The sequence below is a fragment of the Terrabacter sp. MAHUQ-38 genome, from assembly GCF_014518425.1.
Lineage (GTDB): Bacteria > Actinomycetota > Actinomycetes > Actinomycetales > Dermatophilaceae > Terrabacter.
The window spans coordinates 84,851-106,230 of the sequence record NZ_JACVCU010000001.1 but is presented as its reverse complement, the minus strand read 5'-3'; the positions used below and the strand labels follow the sequence as shown (position 1 = coordinate 106,230).

The following is a 21,380-nucleotide window of genomic DNA, read 5'->3' as shown; positions in this document are numbered from 1 at the left end:
AGGAAAGAGAAGAAGGTTATGAAGCACAGCAAGGCGATTCTCGTGTCAGTCTCGGCACTGGCTCTGGCCGGCCTCACCGCCTGCGGCTCCGGCGGCGGAGGAAGCCCGCTGGACGCGCCCACCAAGGCCGGCTCAGCAGGGTCCGGTGGCGCCGTCGTGGTCGGTTCCGCCAACTTCCCGGAGTCGGAGCTGCTCATGGACATCTACGCCGGGGCGCTCAAGGCCAAGGGCGTCACGGTGGAGACGAAGCCCAACATCGGCAGTCGCGAGACGTACATCCCGGCGCTCCAGGACGGCTCGATCGACCTCGTCCCCGAGTACACCGGAGTCCTGGACCAGTACTTCAACAAGGCTGCCAAGGCGAGCGACTCCGAGGCCGTCTACGCGGAGCTGAAGGCGGCCCTGCCGGCGACGCTCACGGTGCTCGACAAGTCCGCCGCAGAGGACAAGGACGCCGTGGTGGTGACGAAGGAGACCGCGGCCAAGTACTCCCTCTCGTCCATCGCCGACCTCGCGCCGGTCGCCAAGGACATCGTCCTCGGCGGCCCGCCGGAGTGGAAGACCCGCGAGTCCGGCGTGCCCGGGCTCAAGAAGGTGTACGGCCTCACCTTCAAGGAGTTCAAGGCCCTCGACGCGGGTGGCCCACTGACCGTCCAGGCGCTGAAGAACGGCCAGGTCCAGGCGGCCAACCTCTTCACGACCGACCCGAACATCCCTGCTAACGGCTTCGTCGCGCTCGAGGACCCCAAGTCCTTCTTCGCCGCGCAGAACGTCGTTCCGCTCATCACGAAGTCGAAGGTCAACGACACCATCTCGGCGGCGCTCAACGCCGTCTCGGCCAAGCTCGACACGGCCACCCTCGCCGGACTGGTCAAGGAGGTCGTCATCGACAAGAAGGACGCCGAAGACGTGGCCGACGCGTTTCTCAAGAAGGCCTCGCTGGGCTGATCGCCGGCGACCCCGCCTCCGTCGGGATCAGGCCGTGGGGGCAGCCGTCGAGTCGCGCGGGACGGGAGTCGGGCTGATCACCAGCTTCCGGCTCCTGCCCCGGCCCTCGACGGCCTTGAGAGTGCGACCGACCACCGCCTCGACCAGCTCGTCCATCGGCCAGCGATACGTGGTCAAGGCCGGCCGCAGCAGCCGGGACACGGGGGTGTCGTCGTAGCCGATGACAGACACGTCGTCGGGGATGGTGAGGCCCAGCTCGCCCGCCGCGGCGTACACGCCCCAGGCCATCGAGTCGGCCAGGCCGAAGAAGGCGGTCGGGGGGTCGGAGGACTCGAGCGCCTCGCGTGCAGTGGCAGTGGCTGAGTCGAGGTCGTGCAGGGCCGTGTGCACGCTGACGCGGACCCCGAGCTCTCGGCTGACCTGCCTGGCGACGTCCTCGGCGGGCCGGTCGGGGGTGTGGACGTCGTTGGGCGAGAGGACGGCGATGTGGCGGTGGCCGAGTCGGGCGAGGTGGACGAGCCCGTCGCGCACGCCGAAGTCGTTGTCGTAGACGACCTGCGCGGCCGCGGCAGCACGAGGCAGTGCATCGCCGACCGTGATGACGGGCACGGCGTCCGAGATGTCGCGCCACTCCGCGGCCGCTGGGTCGATGGGCATGACGATGACGGCGTCGACACGCTGGTTGACCAGGCGGCGGGCCTCGGCGAGCTGGTGCTCGGGGTCGGATCCCGCGTCGACGATGATCGCCCGGAGCCCGGCCAGCGGCAGCGCGGAGACGAGGGCCGCGACCACGGCCTGCTGCCAGCTGTCGTCCAACGAGCCGCAGAGCAGCCCGACGGTGTCCGTGCGACCTGACGCCAGCGCGCGTGCGATCGGGTTTACCTCGTAGCCGAGCCGCTCGGCGGCCTCGCGGACGCGCGTCTGGGTCTCCTCCGGCACGTGGAGGCCGCGAAGGGCGTACGACACCGCTGCGGTCGACAACCCGGTCTCGCGAGCTATGTCGCTGAGAGTCGGTCGCCGCTCTCGCTCGTTCACGTGGTCAACCTAGCGGAACCTGGGACGCCGGTCTCTTGACGCGACCGATGGTTAAGCGATTCACTGAAGGGATTAAGTGAAGCGCTTAACCACATTGAGAGGGGTGTGATGCGCGGGCACGGACCAGGGGTCGCACCCGCCGCGAGGGCGGCAGGCTGGCCCGCTGCGTGGAGGACCGCCCTGGAGGCCAGCACGGACGAGGGGCGGACCATCGACGTGCACGGACACCTGTGGCCCGAAGAGCTCGTCGAGGTCCTTCGCCGTCGCAGGTCTGCGCCGCGGCTCGCGGGCTGGGTCCTCCACCTTGACGGCGAGGCCCCGCTCCGCGTGAATCCCGACGACCACGACCTCGGGGTGCGGGGCTCCCTCGAAACCGACAGCCGGGGTCTTTGCCTGCTGTCACTGTCGGCGCCCCTCGGCATCGAGTCGCTCCCCACCGAAGAAGGGGCGCCGCTGCTCGAGGCCTGGCATGACGGCGTGGCCCGCCTGCCTGAACCCTTCGCGGCCTGGGCGTCGGTGGCGTGCGCGCACCCCGACCTGCTCCAGCTGAAGCACCACCTTCAGACCCACTTCGTCGGCCTCCAGGTGCCGGCCACCTGGCTTGCGACGCCGAGCCTGCTCGAGACCCTTGCCCCGACCCTCGCGGTGTGCGAGGCCGAGAGTCGCCCCGTCTTCGTCCATCCGGGACCCGCCGGTCTGCAGGAGCCCGGTCGACTGCCTCCCTGGTGGCCGTCCGTCGTCGCGTACACGACGCAGCTGCAGGCGGCCTGGTGGGCGTGGCAGGAGGTCGGCCGGTCGTTCCTGCCGGACCTGCGGATCTGCTTCGCCGCCGGAGCCGGCCTCGCACCCGCACACCACGAACGCCTCGTAGCCCGCGGCGGAGCCGTCGGCCGGATCGACCCCGGGGTCTTCGTGGAGACGTCGTCCTACGGACGCCAGGCCATCGACGCCCTGACCCGCGTGCTCGGTGTCGACGGCATCGTCCTCGGCAGCGACCGGCCTTACGGCCGGCCCGTCGACGCCGAGGGCCTTGGGCTCGGCCGCGCTGCCGCCAGGTCCATCCAGTCCACCAACCCGCGTCGACTACTCCTGGGAGGCACCCCATGACCATGACCATTCCCGTCGCACCCTCCGACGCCTCGGGTCTGGAGCTCGACAGACTCCCCGCCCAGGCCGCAGTGCGGCATGAGGACGTGCCCGCCGGCGTCACGCTGGACCGCCTTCCCCCACGCGACCTCGACCAGAAGGAGCTCCTCGAGCTCGCGACCTGGATCGCCCGTGACCGCGCCCTGTGGGCCGGGCACGTGACGTTCAGCGACACCGAACGTCATTACGTCTCTCTGCATCGGGACGCGCACGTGGATGTCTGGGTGCTGTGCTGGACACCAGCCAACGACACCGGCTGGCACGACCACGACATCTCGTCCGGCGCGGTCGCCGTGGCCGAGGGTGCACTCGTCGAGCACAACCTCACGGTCGGCGTCCCCCTGGCCCGGACCGAGGTCGTGGCGGGACTCGCGTACTCGTTCGGTGCCGAGCACATCCACCGCCTCACCGGCCTCGCTGCCGGGTCGGTGTCCATCCACGCCTACTCACCCCCGTTGTGGCGCATGGGTCAGTACGTCCTCACCGCGAGCGGCGTGCTGCGTCGCACGTCCGTGTCGTATGCCGACGAGCTCCGTCCCCTCGGCAACAGCCGCTGAGCAGAAGTGGACCCAGAGCCGCGGGAATGCCGACGGTGCGAGAACGGTTCTCAGTCTCGACGAGTGAGCGCCCGTCCCTGAGAGCAGAGGAGAAGTCCCTTGGCCAAGCGAACTGACCTACGTCCCGTCGTCACCCTGCGGTCGACCGCCGGCACCGGGTTCAGCTACGTCACGACGAAGAACCGCCGCACCCAGCCCGACCGGCTCGTCCTGCGCAAGTTCGACCCCGTCGCGCGCGAGCACGTCGACTTCCGCGAGACCCGCTGACCGCGGCCTCTCCCGGCCGGTGACCTCGGTGGCCACGTCCCTCCGGACGTGGCCATCGGCGTATGCCGGCACCCCGCTCGGGTGGGCGGGTGAGCTCAGCGGGCGGCGGGCGCCGGCGCGGCCGCGAGACGGTCGAGGGCGTCGACGAGGATCTGCTCGCCCTCGCTGCCGGGGCCGTGTGGGTCGCCCTCGACCACGTGCAGCTCGGCGAGCGGCAGGGCCCGGGCCAGCTCGTGCGCGACCCGCAGCGGAGAGGCGATGTCAAGCCGGCCGCGGACGAGGACCGCCGGGGTCTCGGCCAGCAGGTCGAGGTGACCGGTGATCGCGTCGTCGGGGAGGAAGGCGTGGTGCCCGAAGTAGTGGGTGACGAGCCGGGCGAAGCCGAGCCGGAAGCGCGGGTCCGCGTAGCGCTGGCTCCGTCGTACCGGGCCGGAGAGCGTCGCGAGCCGGTCCTCCCAGGCGCACCACGCGCCGGCCGCGGCGTCGGCGACCTCCGCGTCGTCGTCGAGCAGGAGCCGGTTCATCGCCAGCGGCACGTTGGCCGGGTCGGCATCGACCGGCAACGCGGCGAGCAGCGCATCGAACTCTGCGGGGTAGACCTGCCCCATCGTGTGCGTCAGCCACTCGATCTCGTGGCGACGGGTCGTCACGACGGCCCACAGCACGAGCGCGCGCACCCGCTCGGGATGCGTCACGGCATACGCGAGCGACAACGTGGAGCCCCACGACCCACCGAACAGCACCCACGCGTCGATGCCGAGCTGCTCGCGGAGCCGCTCGAAGTCGGCGACGAGGTGGGCGGTCGTGTTGTGCCGCAGGGCAGTCAGGGAGTCCCCGGCGTGCGGGCGGCTGCGGCCCGCTCCGCGCTGGTCGACGAGGACCACGCGGTAGCGCGCAGGGTCGCAGAACTGCGTCCACCAGGATGAGGCTCCCGAACCCGGGCCGCCGTGCACGACGAGCAGCGGCGTCCCGCCGGGGTTGCCGGACTGCTCCCAGTGCACCTCGTGTCCGTCGCCGGTGACGAGGGTGCCGGTCTCGTAGGGCTCGTGGGCAGCGTGCATCGGGTCAGGATGCCACCGCGGGGCTCAGCGCGTGAGCGTCCCGGCCCCTCGGGTGGGTTCGACGGCTGCGTGAACCGTGCCGGTCTGGGCCCAGGAGACGATGACCGGCGCAGGGGCGACCGGCACGAAGGCCGCCGTCGCGTCGATGCCGTCGCGGAGCAGCTGGACGAGACGGTCCTCGGGGTCGTCGACGCAGGCGCGGGCGATGCCGTCTACGGCCAGGGCGACGATCTTGGCGGCGCTCGACGGGCGCATGGTCGCGGGGTTGAACCCGACACGAGCCAGGTGGATCCGGGCCCAGCGCTCGGCGGCCGGCGACGTGGCCAGCGCGGTCCGGGAGGGCTTCGAGAGCTCACCGGGGGAGCGGCCGTCCTGCTCGGCGAGGATGCCCTCCGCGTTGAGGATCGCGAGGGCCATGACGTTCTGGCGCTCCTGCGCAGCGACGGGCAGGGCCGCGCGGGCTGCGGTCAGGACGAGCGCGGTCGGGACACGTCGGTCGTCCGGGTGGAGGCCGACGACCTCGGGGATCATCGTCACGAGCCGCTGCCGGTGGGTCTCGTCGAGCATGTCGTTGACGCAGCGAGCGAGCGTCGCGAGCACCGGGTGGGTGCACGACGGGTGGTCGCTCCAGCGTTCACCGGCCAGGAACGAGGCCATCTCCATGAAGCAGGCGCCCTTGCGCGCGTTGCGGTGGCGTCCTCGGGACAGAACCGGCACACCGTCGGGGACGAAACTGGAACGTCGTGACATGGTCGCTCCTCGGACTTTCCCTTGGATCCTGCGGGCGGGTTCTCTTCATGGTGCGCCTGATTCCGGTGATTGACCACCCTTTCCGGATAACCTGCCCCCGCTCTGCCCACCTGTGGCGTTCCACGCAGATCTGTCGCCCCGGTGGCGTGCGGCGTGCACAATCAGCCCATGCCCGCCGACGCGCACCCCGACGCGCACCCCGGCGCGCACACCGAGGCGCAGACCGACGCCGGGCGCAGCGGGGTCCGCGCCCACGTCGCCGACTCGTGGCTGCGGTCAGCGGCCGCCGGGGTGCACGTCGACACGGTGGATGCGCCGATCACGCTGCCGGGCGACACCCTGCGCGACCACCGTGAGGCGCACCCTCTCGCTCGAGTCTTTCCGCTCCTCGACGACGTGCTCGGCCAGGCAGCCCGCGACTGCGACGCGGTCATGGCCGTCTCCGACGCGGCGGGCCAGCTGCTGTGGGTCTGCGGCACCCCCAGCGTGCTCCGCCGCGCCGAGTCGATCGGCTTCGTCGAGGGCAGCAACTGGGACGAGCGGCTCGCCGGCACCAACGCGCCCGGGGTTGCCCTCCGCCTCGACCGCACAGTCAACGTCATCGGGGCCGAGCACTTCCGGCGCTCCGTGCAGCACTGGAGCTGCGCCGCCACGACGATCCACGACCCGTCGGACCAGAGCATCCTCGGCGTCCTCGACATCACCGGCGGCGACCAGATCGTCGTGCCGCAGACCATGGCCATGGTGCGCGCCGCCGCGCGGATGGCCGAGTCGGAGCTCGCCCGCGAGCTGCTGGTCAGCGCGCGCGGCGCACCTGCGACCGACGCGCCATCGACCGGCGGGCTGACCGTCCTCATGGAGTCCCTCGGCCGCAACGACACGCTGCTCACCATCGACGACGGCCGCGGCCGCCGCCAGACCGTACGGCTCAGTCCTCGTCACAGCGAGATCCTGCTGCTCCTGGCCTCGGCGCCGCGCGGGCTGTCGGGTGACGAGCTCGCGGTGCTGCTCTACGAGGAGGACAGCAGCGCCTCGACGCTGCGGGTCGAGATGGGCCGCCTTCGCAGCCTGCTCGGCGACGACCTGCTCGCGTCGCGCCCCTACCGGCTTGTCGCCGGGCTCGCCGGCGACTGGCTCGGCGTCGAGGCCCACCTCGCGGCAGGCGACGTCGCGAGCGCGATGCGGGCCTACCGCGGCCCGCTCCTGCCGCGGTCGGTGGCCCCGGGCGTCGTGCGGCTGCGCGAGAGCATCGAGGGCGACGTGCGCACGGCGATCCTCCGCAGCGGCCGCGCCGACCTCATGTCGGCGTGGACCCGGTCGGCGTCCGGCGCCGACGACTACGAGATGTGGCGGGCGCAGGCGCGCGTCCTGGGCCCCGGCTCGCCGCTCATGCCGCTCGTGCAGAACCAGATCCAACGGCTCGACCGCGAGCTCGGAAGCGGGTGAAACTGCCCCCTCGACCTGAGAAGTCGAGTGGGCTCTTTCCACCCGCCCGGCACGCGCCGTCGGCGTTTGCCGGGACGCCACCACACGGCATACGCGGGCTGCCGGTGACGCCACGCAACGTGGATGCAACGTTGCGCTGCCTAACGTCCCTGCCAACCCCCGCAAGGGAACCACCAAGGACGTTGGGAGAAACACCATGACCGTCTACGCGCCCCCCGGCTCGCCGGACTCGCTCGTCTCCGTGCTCGACCGCTACGGCCACTTCATCGGCGGCAACTGGGTCGACCCGAAGAAGGGCCTCTGGTTCGAGAACGTCTCGCCCGTCAACGGCAAGCCGTTCTGCGAGGTCGCTCGCGGCACCGCGGAGGACGTCGAGGCGGCCCTGGACGCCGCCCACGCCGCAGCACCCGCCTGGGGCCGTACCTCGCTCGGCGAGCGCTCGCTGCTCCTCAACCGCATCGCCGACCGCATCGAGGAGAACCTCGAGGCGCTCGCCGTCGCCGAGACCTGGGAGAACGGCAAGGCGGTCCGCGAGACTCTCGCTGCCGACCTGCCGCTGGCCGTCGACCACTTCCGCTACTTCGCGGGCGTCCTTCGAGGACAGGAAGGTTCGAGCAGCGAGATCGACGAGAACACCGTCGCGTACCACTTCCACGAGCCGCTCGGCGTCGTCGGCCAGATCATCCCGTGGAACTTCCCGATCCTCATGGCCGTGTGGAAGCTCGCCCCGGCGCTCGCGGCCGGCAACTGCGTCGTGCTCAAGCCCGCCGAGCAGACGCCGTGGTCGATCCTCAAGGTCATCGAGCTCATCGGCGACCTGCTGCCCCCGGGCGTCGTCAACGTCGTCAACGGCTTCGGAGTCGAGGCCGGCAAGCCGCTCGCCTCGTCGCCGCGCATCGCCAAGATCGCCTTCACGGGCGAGACGACGACCGGCCGTCTGATCATGCAGTACGCCAGCCAGAACATCATCCCCGTCACCCTCGAGCTCGGCGGCAAGAGCCCGAACGTCTTCTTCGACGACGTCGCGGCAGAGCGGGATGCCTTCTACGACAAGGCCCTCGAGGGCTTCACGATGTTCGCGCTCAACCAGGGCGAGGTCTGCACGTGCCCGTCTCGCGCGCTCGTCCAGAGCTCGATCTACGCCGACTTCGTGCCCGATGCCGTGGCCCGCGTCGAGAAGATCAAGCAGGGCAACCCGCTCGACACCGACACGACGATGGGCGCCCAGGCGAGCAACGACCAGCTCGAGAAGATCCTGTCCTACCTCGACATCGGCCGACAGGAGGGCGCGAAGGTCCTGACCGGCGGCGAGCGCAACGTGCTCGACGGCGACCTCGCCGAGGGCTACTACGTCACGCCGACGGTCTTCGAGGGCGACAACTCGATGCGGATCTTCCAGGAGGAGATCTTCGGGCCCGTCGTGTCGCTCACGAGCTTCTCCGACGAGGCGGAGGCGCTGTCGATCGCCAACGACACGCTCTACGGTCTCGGGGCGGGCGTGTGGACCCGCGACGGCGCCCGGGCGTACCGGATGGGCCGTGGTATCAAGGCCGGTCGCGTCTGGACGAACTGCTACCACCAGTACCCGGCGCACGCCGCGTTCGGTGGCTACAAGCAGTCGGGCATCGGCCGCGAGAACCACAAGATGATGCTCGACCACTACCAGCAGACGAAGAACCTGCTCGTGTCCTACTCCCCGGACGCACTCGGGTTCTTCTGAGCGGGACGTGACGTGCCTTCCCATGGGCCAGACTTCACGTCCGTCGGGACGGGGCGACCCGGTGAGCCGTCGGCTTCCCGCAACCGGGTCGACCTGACTGGTGAGGCGGCGGACCTGCTCCGCCGCCTCACCGGGATCCACGGGCCGCTGATGTTCCACCAGTCCGGCGGTTGCTGCGACGGAAGCTCGCCCATGTGCTTCCCGGCCGGCGAGTTCCTGACGAGCGAAGCGGACGTGCACCTCGGTGACCTGGCGGTCGAGGGTCTGGACGAGCCGGTGCCGTTCTGGATGTCGGTGTCGCAGTACGAGTACTGGAAGCACACGTACCTGACGGTGGACGTCGTGAAGGGTCGCGGCAGCGGCTTCTCGGCCGAGGCGCCGGAGGGGGTCCGGTTCCTCATCCGCTCGCGGTTGCTCACAGACGAGGAGCTGGCGGCGTTCGGGATCAGTGCGCCGAGGCTCAGGCCGGTGGGGCCGCGAGGTCCCGGTTCTGGCCCGACCGCTCGAGGGCGTCCGCGATGAAGCCGCTCGTCTTGAGCTCCTCGACGACGTCGCGCAGGAAGGTGACCGTCTCCGTCGAGCGTGAGCGGGTCGTGCCGACCGCCTGCCTGATCTGCATGAACGCGCCGTCGACGACGCGAACGCCGCCCTGCTCGGTGGCGAAGGCCGTGACGGGCTCACGGATCCCGGCCCCCGCCTCGAGCCCTTCGGCGACGAACACGTCGACGCCCTCGTCGCCGCGCACGAGCGTGGCGTGCTCGAGGGTGCGGGTGAGGAACAGGTCGTAGGCCGAGCCGGTCTTGACACCGATCCGGACGCCGGCCCGGTCGACGTCCGCGACCTCCCGGACGGACGAGGACCCCGGCACGACGTAGACACCCTCGATGAGGACGTACGGCTCGGTGAAGGCGACCTCCGCCTCGCGGGCCGGCTCGATGGCGAGGAAGCAGATGTCGGCGGCCCCCGTCGCCATGGCCTCGAAGGACTTGCGCGCGGCGTCGAAGCAGAGCAGCTCGACCGGCACGCTCAGGCGCTCGCCGAGTGCATGCGCGATGTCGACGGTCACGCCGCCCGGCTCGTCCGGGTCGCCCGTCGTGAGGACGGGGTTGCCGAGGTTGATCGACGCTCGCAGGACACCAGCGGGCGCGAGGTCGTCGACGACGTGGGGCGGCGGGGCGCTGGGGGTCACAGGGGCAGGCTAGGGCAGTCTGCCCGGAACGCTGGCGCGCGGCCTCGCGCAGGGGGAGAGTGGCCCCATAGCACGCAGAACCCTCACTCTGGGCGTCGCCGCACTGGCGTCGCTCGCGGTCGGCGTCACCCTGCCGGCCCAGGGCGCCCAAGCGCCCTACACCCACACGGCCGGCGGAACCGTGTTCCTGCCGAACCCCGTGCAGGACCTCGGTGACGAGACGCTCACCGACCGGAAGGACGCCGACTATGCGGCGCTCGCCCCGGCATACCACCGGGTCACCCTGACCGACCTCGACGGGTCCGGCACGCTCACCGGCGCGTACGCCCGCGTCAAGAGCTCCACCGGCAAGGCCGCGGTCTCCGTCGGCGGCGCCTTCCCCGCCTACCACCGCGACGCGGACCAGTTCGAGCAGGTCATGGGCTACCACTGGGTGACGACTGCCCAGGCCTACCTTCAGCACCTTGGCTTCGGGTCCACGCTGCGACCGGTGAACCAGCGCCAGATCGAGGTGCGCATCGACCAGTTCGGCGGCGACAACTCCTTCTTCCGCGAGGACAAGGCCAACATCACGCTCGGCAAGGGCGGCGTCGACGACGCCGAGGACGCCGAGGTCATCGTCCACGAGTACGGGCACTCCGTGCAGGACGGGCAGGTCCCGGGCTTCGGCACCAACCTCGAGTCGGGCGCCATCGGCGAGGCGTTCGGCGACTACCTCGCCGTCGTCGTGACCAGCTGGGCCGCCGGTGCGCCGACCGCGGTGCCCGAGGCCTGCGTCGCCGACTGGGACTCGGTGTCCTACACGAGCACCGTGCCGCACTGCCTCCGCCGGCTCGACGGCACGAAGCACTACCCGGAGGACCTGCGTGGCGAGGTCCACCGCGACGGTGAGATCTGGTCGCGGGCGCTGTGGGACATCCGCACCGCACTCGGCGACACCAAGGCGTCGACGCTGATCGTCGAGGCGCAGTTCGCGTTCGCGCCGGACACGTCCTTCCGCGACGCGGCCGGGGACACCGTCGCCGCTGCACGTCGCCTGTACGGCAACGCGGCGGCGAACGCCGTCACCAGGGCGTTCCAGGCGCGCGGCATCCTCTGACGCCGCTGCACCACACGGCACACGCCGACGGCCCCCTCCCGGACGTGGAGAGGGCCGTCGCCGTGTGCCGGCGTATGCCGTCCGGCGGGCTCAGGCGGTCGGTGCGGGCTCCGGGTCGGGCTGGGGCGCGGGCACCTCGGCGTCTGCGGGTTCGCCACCGCCGTCGCCGCGGCGGACGGCGGCGAGGAGCATCTGGGCGACGTCGACGACCTCGACGGCGTCGGTGGCCTTGCCGTCCTGGATGGCGGCGTTGAGCCCGTCGGAGAGCATGACCTTGCAGAACGGGCAGCCGATGGCGATCCGGTCGGCGCCGGTCGCGAGGGCTTCCTCGGTGCGGTTGTTGTTGATCCGGGTGCCGAGCTTCTCCTCCATCCACATCCGCGCGCCGCCGGCGCCGCAGCAGAACGACTTCTCCTTGGACCGTTCCATCTCGGCGTACTCCACGCCGGGCAGGATCTGGAGCAGCTCGCGCGGCGGGGCGTAGACCTGGTTGTGCCGGCCGAGGTAGCACGGGTCGTGGTAGGTCACCTTCGAGCCGGTCGAGGCGGCGCCGGTGAGGGTGCCGTTCGTGGCGGCGTCGCCGGGTCGGGCGACCGGGGTGAGGCGCTTGTCGCGGACGAGCCGGTTGAGCAGCTGGGTGTGGTGCAGCACCTCGTACGTCCCGCCGAGCTGCGGGTACTCGTTCTTGATCGTGTTGAAGCAGTGCGCGCAGGTCACGACGATCTTCGTGGCGCCGACCTCGTTGAGGGTCTCGACGTTCTGCTGGGCGAGCATCTGGAAGAGGAACTCGTTGCCCGCCCGGCGGGCGGAGTCGCCGGTGCAGGCCTCCCCGTCGCCGAGGACGGCGAAGGTGACGCCGGCGGTGTCGAGCAGCTCGGCGACGGCGCGGGTCGTCTTCTTCGCGCGGTCCTCGTAGGCGCCGGCGCAGCCGACCCAGAACAGGTAGTCGACCTCGTCCAGGTCCTCGACGTCCACCCCGACCTGCTTGACCTCGAAGGGGAGGTCCTTGGCCCAGTCCATCCGCAGCCGCGGGGCCAGGCCCCACGGGTTGGCGTTCTTCTCGAGGTTCTTGAACAGGCCGTTCAGCTCGGCGGGGAAGGCCGACTCGATGAGGTTCTTGTAGCGGCGCAGGTCCACGATCGCGTCGACGTGCTCGATGTCGACGGGGCACTGCTCGACGCACGCACCGCACGTCGTGCACGACCACAACACGTCCTCGTCGATGACGGCATCGGGTCCGTGCGGGTTGTACGCGGTCAGCGGGTGGCGGATGTCGTAGCCGGTCGCCCCGACGAGCTGCTCCGTCGCCACCGCCGCCTTCGTCGCGTCGGTGAAGTCGCCGTCAGCGGCCTCGATGCCGGCCGCGCGGACCTCCTCGGAGGCGAGCAGCCACGGCGACTTGGCGTGCGCGTGGTCGCGCAGCGTCATCACGAGCAGCTTCGGGCTCAGGGGCTTGTCGGTGTTCCAGGCCGGGCACTGGGACTGGCAGCGGCCGCACTCGGTGCACGTCGTGAAGTCGAGCAGCCCCTTCCAGGTGAAGTCCTCGACCTTGCCGACCCCGAGCGGCGCGTCCTCGTCGAGGTCATCGACGTTCTCGAAGTCGAGGACCTCGCCCTTGACCCGGATGGGCTGCAGCTCGCCGAGGCTGGTGCGCCCGTCGGCGTGGCGCTTGTAGAAGATGTTGAAGAACGCGAGGAACCGGTGCCACGCGACGCCCATCGTCGGGGTCAGGGCGATGGTGATCATCCACGCGAACGAGATGAGGATCTTGACCGCGGCGACGAGCACGATGGCGTTCTCGAGGGTCTCGACCGGCCAGCCGGTGAAGAGCCGGCCGAGCCAGCCGGTCATCGGGTAGTGCAGTGCGTTCGCGTCGCCGAGCGCTGTCGTGCCCGTGCTGCCGCCCAGCGACTCGAGCGCGTACTCGAGCCCGCGCAGGGTCAGGATGCACAGCGTGACGCCGAGGATGGTCAGCTCGACGTAGTAGGCCTGCCACCACGTCGAGCCGAAGAACCGGCTGCGCCGCCCGTCCTCGCCCGGCGCCGAGCGCGGGTGCTGCCGCTGCCGGATCGCCATCAGCACGAGGATGCCGAGCAGCCCCGTCCAGGCGAAGAACTCGGTGACCCACTCGAAGGGCGGGAAGTGCCCGATCAGCGGCAGTGCGAAGTCCGGCTTGAACAGCTGACCGAACGCGTTCAGCAGCGTGAAGAAGAGGATCCCGAAGCTGACCATCGTGAACCAGTGCGCCACCGCGACGACCGGCAGCCGCGACATCCGGGTGTGGCCGAGGAACTCGCGCAGCAGCGTCCGCGTCCGGGCGCCCTTGTCGTTGCCGCGGTACTCCGGCTGCCCGAGCCGGAACGTCGCCACGAAGTGGTTGACCGTCTTGACGAGCAGCGCGACGGCGACGGCGGTGACACCGAGGCAGACGACAGCGGCCGCGATCTGGAGCGCACTCATGCCGGCCACTCTACTGACGAGTTAGCAAGCGCTTAGCGAATGTGACGGCCGTCGCGGAGTGACGCTCGTCCTGTTTGCGGACCTCGGCCGCGGGCGTTCACCGAGCCCTGCCGACTCGCCCGAGGCGGCGCGATCCGAGGCGACGTCGTGCGCCCGCCACACGGCAGACGCCCGAATCTTGGGCGGCGGCTTGGCATTGGATAACGACATGTTGGAATATGTATAACGGACGCCCGGTTGTCGCAGACGATCGGGGGCGACAGACCGCTGCAAGCACCCACGCCGAAAGGGCAGCACATGCCGATTTACGACGACGTCACCAAGCTGATCGGCAACACGCCGCTCGTGCGCCTCAACAAGGTCACCGACGGGGCCGAGGCGACCGTCGCCGCAAAGCTCGAGTTCTACAACCCCGCCAACTCGGTCAAGGACCGCATCGGCGTCGCGATCATCGACGCGGCCGAGGCGAGCGGCCAGCTCGAGCCGGGCGGCACCATCGTCGAGGCGACCTCGGGCAACACCGGCATCGCGCTCGCCATGGTCGGGGCGGCCCGCGGCTACAAGGTCGTCCTGACGATGCCCGAGTCGATGAGCAAGGAGCGCCGCGCGCTGCTGCGTGCCTTCGGCGCCGAGCTTGTCCTCACCGACCCGTCGACGGGCATGAAGGGCGCGGTCGCGAAGGCCGACGAGATCGCCGCCGATCGGGGTGGCGTGCTCGCCCGCCAGTTCGCCAACGAGGCCAACCCCGAGATCCACCGCAAGACGACGGCCGAGGAGATCTGGAAGGACACCGACGGCGAGGTCGACATCGTCGTCGCCGGCATCGGCACGGGCGGCACCATCACCGGCGTCGGCCAGGTTCTCAAGTCCCGCAAGCCCGACGTGAAGATCATCGCCGTCGAGCCCGCTGAGTCGCCCATCCTCAACGGCGGCCAGCCCGGCCCGCACAAGATCCAGGGCATCGGTGCCAACTTCGTCCCCGAGATCCTCGACACCGAGATCTACGACGAGGTCATCGACGTCAACGCCGAGACCTCGGTGAAGTGGGCGCGCCGCGCCGCCACCGAGGAGGGCCTGCTCGTCGGCATCAGCTCCGGTGCCGCCATCGCCGCCGCCGTCCAGGTCGCCCAGCGCGAGGAGAACAAGGGCAAGACGATCGTCGTGATCGTCCCCTCGTTCGGTGAGCGCTACCTGTCCACTGTCCTGTTCGAGGGCCTCGTCGACTGACGATGTCCGTCGGCGCACCAAGGAGATCCGCATGAGCACCGCCCCCACGATCGACCTCGAGACGACCAGGACGGCTGAGCCATCGCTGACGCTCGTGCGCGGTGAGGGTGCCACCGGCGATCGTCCGGTCGTCGTCGCCGACGAGCCCACGTATGCCGGGCCGCTCGGTCTCGTGCGCAAGCTCGCCGACCGTTTCGTCGAGGACGTCGACGGCGCGATCGAACGCGACCCTGCCGCGAACTCCCGGCTCGAGGTGGCGCTCACGTCGCCCGGCCTGCACGCCATCTGGGCGCACCGGGGCCTCCACGAGCTGTGGAAGCGGCCCGGAGGCCGGCTCCCGGCCCGTGTCCTCGCGACGGTGGCTCGCTCGATCACCGGGGTCGAGATCCACCCGGCGGCCCAGCTCGGCCGACGGTTCTTCATCGACCACGGCATGGGCGTCGTCATCGGCGAGACGGCCGAGGTCGGCGACGACGTCATGCTCTACCACGGGGTCACCCTGGGCGGTCGCTCCATGGAGCACGTCAAGCGCCACCCCACGGTCGGCAACCGCGTCACGATCGGCGCCGGGGCGCGCGTGCTCGGCCCGGTCCGCATCGGCGACGACGTGCAGATCGGCGCGAACTCGGTCGTCGTCAAGGACGTGCCGAGAGGGGCCGTCGCGACCGGCGTACCGGCCGTCATCCGCTTCCCGAAGCGCGACGCCGCCAACCACTGGCTCGACCCGGCCATGTACATCTGAGCGGACCTCGATCCGCCTGGGCGAGGGCCCCGACCTCACATGCCGGGGCCCTCGTCGTATCGAGCGTGTGTTCGCGCACCTGATCGCGCAACCTGGTTTCGCTGTGGCGCACAGGCTGCGCGATCTCGCGCGCGACGAGCCGGAGCCGACTCGGGCTCCTTGGGACGCGTTCGAACCTCGCGCGGTCACGCCGATAGACTTCGGCGGACACTGGAGGGCTCGCATAGTGGCCGAGTGCGGCGGTCTTGAAAACCGCTAACGGTGCAAGCCGTTCGTGGGTTCGAATCCCACGCCCTCCGCGCTCGTGACAGGGGAAGAAGCCCTCTGACCAGCAGCGATGCCGGTCAGGTGGCCTTCTTTCACTGTCCGACCATGTCCGGCCAAGTACGGCCGCTTGCGGCCATCTGTGTCGTATTTGTGTCTTGGTTCTGGGCGGGCATCTGGGCGGGTCCGCCACCGGTCCCTGGACTCGAGCGCCCACGGGTGCAGCGAGAGGTCGACCGACTCCGCAGTGAGCTGACGGAGAGCAGCAGGCGCGTTCTAGCTGTCGAGGCCCCCGCCCATTCCTGGCGGGGAATCTTGGTCATGCCCCGGTCTCCAGTCAGGGCGCCGAAGTGTCGCGCTTCCCGGGCCGATCGGACTCGGGAACGGGGTTCTCCCGGATGTACTTGGCGGTCCGCTCGTACTGCTTAGCGATCCACTCATCGAGCACGGACCTCTCGATGCGCCACTGACCACGTCCCCCGATCTTGATCGCCGGCAGGTCGCCCGAGCGCACGAGCGCATACGCCTGCGCCTCCGTGGAAGCGAGCAGCGTCGCCACATCGTTGAGCGTGTAGAAGCGTGGCGTCAGCTGCGAGGCGTGTTCCTCGACAGAGTCCGAACGTTTGCGAGGCATGAGCCGATGATGTCAGGAGCTCGAGTGGCTGACCGGCTGAGCTCCGCGACCGCGGCGCCGGACACCGGCTTGGTCGAGCGCACGCCGCACCGCCGACTGCGACCGGCCGGTCAGCTCGGCAAGCTCGTGGATTGATCGGCCATCCGCGTACTGCTCCGCACAGAACGCAAGCAGCCGCGCCCGCTGGTCTGCTGTCTGGTGGACCGCGCCGGTCCCCACGAACTCTGGAAGAACCTGGAGCACTGGGCGACCGGGGTAGGGCATGTGTCGACCGTATAGACGCTGATGCCGCTCATCTCAGCGAGCAGAGCATCTGGCTAGGGCGTCTGGGCGTGGCCGTTCAGCGGTCGTGGTTTCCGCGGAAGCCAAGCTTCACCCGCTGGCGACGAGCTTCCTGCTCTGCCAGCTCTCGGCGGTGCTCTTCCTCGACCTCGTCGATGTCTCGCAACATTCGATCGCTTGGTCCCATCGAGCGAAGTCGATCGAGGTACTCCTGGACAACGTCGCGGGGCTTTTCGGTCACGTGATCGCCTCCTCCACGCTCAGTGTGACACTACGCGGTGACGCCGCTCTTCTGGATGAATTTCGCGGCCGTTGTGATTAGTTCCTCGACTTCGGGCTTCTTGAGGGCGGGGCCCTGGCTGACCAGGCGGTTGCGCGCCGCTAGGTCCACCGACAGGACCCCGACGATCTGCCCATCGGGCTTCTTCACCGGAACGGCAAGAATCTCGGCGTATTTGGCAGCGATCGACCTGAACTCGTCGAGCGTCAGGTTCATGTGTACATCCTCGCGGAGGTCGTCGAACTCCGCCTGCGTCAGGTCCTTGGCGCCCTGCTTCTTGGCGATGGGCAGCCAGTACTTGTGGACCGGCCGGTCGATCTCCCAGCACTGGCCAATGGCGCCCTTGCCCTTGTGCCACCGGACATTCGAGGCTTGAGGTATATCCGCCAAACGCACCCGCATCGTGCGTTCCAGATAAGGCCGAGTGCGGTCGAACCTTTCCCGAAGGCGAGCTGGCGTCCACCGCGGACCGTTGCGGATGGCGAAGACGCTCGCGCCAAGATCCAGGACGGGCAGCCCGCGGTCTTCGGCGACCTTCGCGAGCATGCCGATGACGGCCATCTTCGCCTCGTCACGACGAGCGGCCTTCTGAGGCGCCCGAACCTTCACGATGGCCGCTCGGACGTTGTCGCGAAACGCCGATGCTGCGATCACGATGACCGCGGCGGGCAGCACCCACGAGGGGACATTCCACACTTTCGCCTCGATGAGAGCCTTCGTCGTGGCGGCCGCAAGGATCAGCACAGCGATGAAGATCCGATAGCCGATGCCCCACCGACGTCGGCGATCTTCTCGCTCCTGTAGTCCCACCCTGCACCCCTGACCAAGCCAACACGTCGCGGTGCAGGCTACATGGCGCCCGTGCTGTACAGCAGCGGCTGACGCGAGTGTCGATCAACTGGAGCCTTACTCGAACAGGTGTTCGGGTCTGCGCCACACTGGTGTCATGGCCGGCGGATCGGGACGAGGGCAGCAGCACCCCATCCCACCGATGCCACCGTCCCGTCGACACTGCTGGGTCTCCGGGCCGCGCGAAGCGCCAGGCCCGCATCCGGGCATCGTGCTGGCGTGGGAGCAGCGCGGCGGCGCGTGGTTCGGTCTGGTGTCGTACTACCTCGAGGAGGACGGCGTGCTTGCGCAGCAATGGTTGGCGGGCGACTTGCTCACGAAGGTGGGTTGAGGCGGACGCTGGGATCCGGAAGTGGCAGCCGGCTTGACAGCGTCGTTAGGCTGGGCGATGGCAAGCCACGACGAAGTCGCCCGAAGGGTCGCCCACTGCAGCGACAGCAAAAATGGCCACCTTGGGAAGCGATTCGGCCGCTGATCTGCGAATATAAACAAAAAGCGGGAAGGGTGCCTTTTGTTTATATCTCCTCAGGTGCACGAGGCGCTGCTGCAAGCAGGCGTTCAGTTCGTCGACCTCGGCGACGGCTCCATCGACCTGTACCTCGCCGACACCACATTGGCGGGCCCGGTGGCGGTCAAGGTCAAGACCTGGAGCCGGCCCATCGGCCCATCGCAGATCGAACAGCTCGCGCGCGCGTCTCGCGGCGCTCGGCTTCTAATGATCGCGCCATCCTTTAGCGACTCAGCGCGCCGTGCGATGCAGCGCCATGGATGGTCCTGGATCGCGGTTCCCGACGTGGGCCCCATCCGGGGGGAGTTGCGTCTCTCGGGGCGAAGTCCCATATCGTTTGGGGCAGGGGATAGTCACGCGCAGACCGGCGGGCCACCACCGTCACGTGGCAGGCGACCGTGGCAGCGCTTCGCCATCACCCGCCACCTCCTTCTAGGTGCCATGTGGACACAGGCAAGCCTGGTGGAGGTCTGTCAGGTGACACAGCCGCGAGTCTCACAGGTGCTCAAGGAGCTGCTCGCCGACGGGTTGGTCGCGCGCATCCCGTCGGACAGCCAGGGCGGTATGCGCTGGATCGTGTCCGACTACAGCCGACTGTTTGACCAGTGGGTGTCCGAGTACCCCGGCCCTGGGGGTGCAGCACCGACGTACTGGTACGGCCTGGACAGAGTCGTCGAGCAGGCGGCGACCGTAATCAGTCACCTCGACAGGGAGCGCCCGGTGAAGTGGGACGGTCCGTCGCCGATGGCGTCCGGTGACGCTGCCGCGGACTTCATTGCGCCGTACCGCCACAGCCAGATGGCCGTCGTCTACACCCCATGGGGCGCGGACCTGCGCCGGGCCGGACTGACGCCCGCGCCCGAGGACTCGGCATCCTTGAAACTGGTGGTGCCGACCGACATGTCTGTTTGGCCGCATCCGCTCGACGACCGGAGCCGGGAGCTGGCACCGAACGCGCCCTTTGCGCTCGCTGACCCCCTGCAGGTCGCGTGGGACCTGCACGACACCAACAAGTTGGATGCGGACCAGGCGGCCAATGCCGTGAAGCGCGTGCTGGCTGAGCTGAGGAGTCGCGACGAATGGAACTAGCCAGCGCCCCTCACCTGAGGGCGGCCCGCAGGTCCGTGTCACAATGCCGCTCGAGATGACTGACCCGACGACACCTCCGAAGGCCACGGTACGGCTCGCTTCAACCAGCCGTTCTGCAGACGCTGGCCACATCTGCACAGCAGACATCGCCAAGATCGCCGAAGACGCTGGGCTGGAGTTCAGGCTCGTCGGTGGCAACGCGGTCAGTCTGCTCGTGTGGCTCCACGGCGCCTCGGACCTCGTGCCTCACCGCGAGACCAACGACGCTGACCTCGGCGTCCCGCCCCAGACGACAGGTGCCCAAAGCCTCGTCGAGGCGATGGTCCGTGCCGGCTATCAGCAGACAGAGGGCAACCGGTTCAGGAGGGTCACTGAGCATGCCGGCACCCCGTTGCAGCTGGAGATCGACATCCTGATCCCGTCGTACAGCGACCGGATGGAGACCAACCGGCCCTTCGGCGAGCTCGTCGTAGACGCGATCCCAGGTCTCAGCGTGGCCATTGCCCGCCCGCCGACCCTGGTGGAGGTCATGACCACCTTGACGACGGGCGAAGATCTCAGGTACACCGTTCCGCTCCCTGACGCGATTTCGGCGCTCTGCATGAAGGCGTACGCCTACCGATGGCGCTACGCGCAACGCGATGCCCTCGATATCTGGCGGCTCCTGGAAGTTGCTCGCCAGATATCGCTGACACCTGCCGATTGGCCCAAGGGCGCCTCCGGCAAAGAGACGGCGAGGATCCTTCACGCTCACTTCGGCACCATCGCGAGCGGCGGCCCGGCCCTCGCGACGAGGGACAAGTCGAGCCAGACGAGGATTTGCGCCCTGGTGGCGGCCCTCGTGCCGCCACCTTCGTGAGCGGATAGGCCGCGCTCGAGCGATGCGTTAGGTCCCGCAGGTGGGGTTCGGCACTTGGCCCAGCAGACCATCTTTGCCGATGACGGGCTACGTTTGTCGCGCCTCAGCCGGCGGAGGACGACCCTCGAACACTTCCATGGCTGAATTGCCCTCTTTAGAGATCAAGGCGCCGGCTCCGCCGGCGCGCCGCTTGCGGGTGGCGCTGGTGCGCCATCCTCGGCAGCCCGGGAGGGACCCATCGTGAACGCGGGCTGGCCCCAAGCGGGAGGATGAGCGTCGGCGCGCCAGCTACGTCAGTTCGATAGTGCCTGTTAGGGCCTCCGCCTGCGCCAGGGCAGCGCGATCGACGATCTCCCTCATAAGATCTGCGAGATGCTCGTCCGACAACGTTGAAAGCGCCACCACGCGTCCGATACGAAGCACCCGTTTGGCTGACTCTCGCATGAGCTTCTCGCGAACGAGCTTCCTCGAGCGCCCGGACACAACTACCCGCCGCGAGTGCAAGTGCTCCAGATGCTGGTGCGCCAGGGCCCGCGCGACTCGAGGGTCCCCACCAAGGGATGTAGGTCGCTCGACGATCTGCTGCATCTCGTCCTCCACAAGCCTCAAGGGCAGGTCCGGGCCGAGGATCCGCCATCGCCACCAGTGGCGACGGAACACGTTACGTGGTTTGCCGAGGATGCGTTCGTAAGTTGGGTCCTTCGTGTCCGAAGGCCAACGCCAAAGAGCGACGTCGGGCAAGAGCGCCAGGGTGAGGAAATTCCAGACCTCCATTCGCCCGGCCTCTGCCGGCGACATCTGCAGACGCCGGCCGAGCAGCCCCGGCAATTCCGTGTCGAATGTCGCCAAAGGTCGCTCTGTTGGGAAGCCAGCAGCCTTGGCGAGCTCGACGACCTCCTCCCGCAGCGCTGCCAAGTGGCCATCGTCTGCCCTTCGCGAAGCTGTAGCACTGAACGCGCCCCGACCCA

The 21,380-nt window shown here is 69.3% G+C and carries 23 protein-coding genes and 1 tRNA gene; 14 read left to right on the top strand and 10 right to left on the bottom strand.

Annotated features, from left to right (window positions below; translation table 11 throughout):
- Positions 1 to 18 precede the first annotated feature (18 nt).
- Positions 19 to 948: an ABC transporter substrate-binding protein gene (locus tag H9I49_RS00540; RefSeq protein WP_188028337.1), complete on the top strand. Its 930-nt coding sequence runs from the start codon at positions 19 to 21 to the stop codon at positions 946 to 948.
- A gap of 27 nt (positions 949 to 975) precedes the next feature.
- On the opposite strand, the gene H9I49_RS00535 is transcribed toward H9I49_RS00540, so the two are convergent.
- Positions 976 to 1,983: a LacI family DNA-binding transcriptional regulator gene (locus tag H9I49_RS00535; RefSeq protein ID WP_188028336.1), complete on the bottom strand. Its 1,008-nt coding sequence runs from the start codon at positions 1,981 to 1,983 to the stop codon at positions 976 to 978.
- Positions 1,984 to 2,199: 216 nt separating this feature from the next.
- Between H9I49_RS00535 and H9I49_RS00530 the strand changes: the two genes are divergently transcribed.
- The 3 genes from H9I49_RS00530 to rpmG all read left to right on the top strand — a co-directional run bounded on the left by H9I49_RS00530 (position 2,200) and on the right by rpmG (position 3,953).
- Positions 2,200 to 3,090, top strand: a complete 891-nt coding sequence (locus H9I49_RS00530; protein ID WP_370587372.1) for an amidohydrolase family protein — start codon at positions 2,200 to 2,202, stop codon at positions 3,088 to 3,090.
- Positions 3,087 to 3,686: a cysteine dioxygenase family protein gene (locus tag H9I49_RS00525; RefSeq protein WP_255523569.1), complete on the top strand. Its 600-nt coding sequence runs from the start codon at positions 3,087 to 3,089 to the stop codon at positions 3,684 to 3,686. The genes H9I49_RS00530 and H9I49_RS00525 overlap by 4 nt, the downstream gene beginning before the upstream one ends.
- Positions 3,687 to 3,785: 99 nt before the next feature.
- Positions 3,786 to 3,953 (top strand): 50S ribosomal protein L33, encoded by a 168-nt coding sequence (gene rpmG, locus H9I49_RS00520; RefSeq protein ID WP_141842295.1) that lies wholly within the window; start codon positions 3,786 to 3,788, stop codon positions 3,951 to 3,953.
- Between the two features lie 95 nt (positions 3,954 to 4,048).
- Here rpmG and pip read toward each other — a convergent pair whose 3' ends face one another.
- Both pip and H9I49_RS00510 read right to left on the bottom strand, forming a co-directional pair.
- Positions 4,049 to 5,014: a prolyl aminopeptidase gene (gene pip / locus H9I49_RS00515; RefSeq protein ID WP_188028334.1), complete on the bottom strand. Its 966-nt coding sequence runs from the start codon at positions 5,012 to 5,014 to the stop codon at positions 4,049 to 4,051.
- Positions 5,015 to 5,038: 24 nt separating this feature from the next.
- Positions 5,039 to 5,764 (bottom strand): hypothetical protein, encoded by a 726-nt coding sequence (locus H9I49_RS00510; RefSeq protein WP_188028333.1) that lies wholly within the window; start codon positions 5,762 to 5,764, stop codon positions 5,039 to 5,041.
- 168 nt (positions 5,765 to 5,932) lie between these two features.
- Between H9I49_RS00510 and H9I49_RS00505 the strand changes: the two genes are divergently transcribed.
- The 3 genes from H9I49_RS00505 (at position 5,933) to H9I49_RS00495 (ending at position 9,452) form a co-directional block, all read left to right on the top strand.
- Positions 5,933 to 7,210 (top strand): helix-turn-helix domain-containing protein, encoded by a 1,278-nt coding sequence (locus H9I49_RS00505; RefSeq protein ID WP_188028332.1) that lies wholly within the window; start codon positions 5,933 to 5,935, stop codon positions 7,208 to 7,210.
- 196 nt (positions 7,211 to 7,406) lie between these two features.
- Entirely contained in the window at positions 7,407 to 8,930 is a 1,524-nt protein-coding gene (locus H9I49_RS00500) for an aldehyde dehydrogenase family protein (RefSeq protein WP_188028331.1), read from the top strand.
- Positions 8,931 to 9,023: 93 nt separating this feature from the next.
- Positions 9,024 to 9,452 (top strand): DUF779 domain-containing protein, encoded by a 429-nt coding sequence (locus tag H9I49_RS00495; protein WP_223128278.1) that lies wholly within the window; start codon positions 9,024 to 9,026, stop codon positions 9,450 to 9,452.
- Here H9I49_RS00495 and H9I49_RS00490 read toward each other — a convergent pair.
- Positions 9,391 to 10,119 (bottom strand): transporter substrate-binding domain-containing protein, encoded by a 729-nt coding sequence (locus H9I49_RS00490; RefSeq protein ID WP_188028329.1) that lies wholly within the window; start codon positions 10,117 to 10,119, stop codon positions 9,391 to 9,393. The genes H9I49_RS00495 and H9I49_RS00490 overlap by 62 nt on opposite strands.
- A 181-nt stretch (positions 10,120 to 10,300) precedes the next feature.
- Between H9I49_RS00490 and H9I49_RS00485 the strand changes: the two genes are divergently transcribed.
- Positions 10,301 to 11,218, top strand: a complete 918-nt coding sequence (locus H9I49_RS00485; protein ID WP_223128208.1) for a M4 family metallopeptidase — start codon at positions 10,301 to 10,303, stop codon at positions 11,216 to 11,218.
- 90 nt (positions 11,219 to 11,308) lie between these two features.
- On the opposite strand, the gene H9I49_RS00480 is transcribed toward H9I49_RS00485, so the two are convergent.
- Positions 11,309 to 13,678 (bottom strand): (Fe-S)-binding protein, encoded by a 2,370-nt coding sequence (locus H9I49_RS00480; protein ID WP_188028328.1) that lies wholly within the window; start codon positions 13,676 to 13,678, stop codon positions 11,309 to 11,311.
- Between the two features lie 297 nt (positions 13,679 to 13,975).
- Between H9I49_RS00480 and cysK the strand changes: the two genes are divergently transcribed.
- The 3 genes from cysK to H9I49_RS00465 all read left to right on the top strand — a co-directional run bounded on the left by cysK (position 13,976) and on the right by H9I49_RS00465 (position 15,946).
- A complete protein-coding gene (gene cysK / locus H9I49_RS00475; protein ID WP_188028327.1) occupies positions 13,976 to 14,905 on the top strand; it encodes a cysteine synthase A in 930 nt (309 codons plus the stop codon).
- 31 nt (positions 14,906 to 14,936) lie between these two features.
- Positions 14,937 to 15,647, top strand: coding sequence for a serine O-acetyltransferase (gene cysE, locus H9I49_RS00470; protein ID WP_188028326.1), 711 nt, complete (start codon positions 14,937 to 14,939; stop codon positions 15,645 to 15,647).
- A gap of 212 nt (positions 15,648 to 15,859) precedes the next feature.
- Positions 15,860 to 15,946 (top strand) — tRNA-Ser (locus H9I49_RS00465).
- A 302-nt stretch (positions 15,947 to 16,248) separates the two neighbouring features.
- On the opposite strand, the gene H9I49_RS00460 is transcribed toward H9I49_RS00465, so the two are convergent.
- From H9I49_RS00460 to H9I49_RS00450, 4 genes are all read right to left on the bottom strand, one after another.
- Complete coding sequence (locus H9I49_RS00460) at positions 16,249 to 16,545, bottom strand: helix-turn-helix domain-containing protein (protein ID WP_223128207.1); 297 nt, start codon at positions 16,543 to 16,545, stop codon at positions 16,249 to 16,251.
- 12 nt (positions 16,546 to 16,557) lie between these two features.
- Positions 16,558 to 16,809, bottom strand: coding sequence for a helix-turn-helix domain-containing protein (locus H9I49_RS24245; RefSeq protein ID WP_223128206.1), 252 nt, complete (start codon positions 16,807 to 16,809; stop codon positions 16,558 to 16,560).
- A gap of 76 nt (positions 16,810 to 16,885) precedes the next feature.
- Positions 16,886 to 17,068, bottom strand: a complete 183-nt coding sequence (locus H9I49_RS00455; protein WP_188028325.1) for a hypothetical protein — start codon at positions 17,066 to 17,068, stop codon at positions 16,886 to 16,888.
- Between the two features lie 30 nt (positions 17,069 to 17,098).
- On the bottom strand, positions 17,099 to 17,917 hold the full coding sequence (locus H9I49_RS00450; protein WP_188028324.1) for a hypothetical protein: 819 nt from the start codon (positions 17,915 to 17,917) through the stop codon (positions 17,099 to 17,101).
- A 136-nt stretch (positions 17,918 to 18,053) separates the two neighbouring features.
- Between H9I49_RS00450 and H9I49_RS00445 the strand changes: the two genes are divergently transcribed.
- The 3 genes from H9I49_RS00445 (at position 18,054) to H9I49_RS00435 (ending at position 20,412) form a co-directional block, all read left to right on the top strand.
- On the top strand, positions 18,054 to 18,287 hold the full coding sequence (locus H9I49_RS00445) for a hypothetical protein (protein WP_188028323.1): 234 nt from the start codon (positions 18,054 to 18,056) through the stop codon (positions 18,285 to 18,287).
- Positions 18,288 to 18,485: 198 nt separating this feature from the next.
- Complete coding sequence (locus tag H9I49_RS00440; protein ID WP_188028322.1) at positions 18,486 to 19,553, top strand: hypothetical protein; 1,068 nt, start codon at positions 18,486 to 18,488, stop codon at positions 19,551 to 19,553.
- A gap of 55 nt (positions 19,554 to 19,608) precedes the next feature.
- Complete coding sequence (locus H9I49_RS00435) at positions 19,609 to 20,412, top strand: hypothetical protein (RefSeq protein ID WP_188028321.1); 804 nt, start codon at positions 19,609 to 19,611, stop codon at positions 20,410 to 20,412.
- A 288-nt stretch (positions 20,413 to 20,700) separates the two neighbouring features.
- Here H9I49_RS00435 and H9I49_RS00430 read toward each other — a convergent pair whose 3' ends face one another.
- Positions 20,701 to 21,327, bottom strand: coding sequence for a hypothetical protein (locus tag H9I49_RS00430; protein WP_188028320.1), 627 nt, complete (start codon positions 21,325 to 21,327; stop codon positions 20,701 to 20,703).
- Positions 21,328 to 21,380 lie beyond the last annotated feature (53 nt).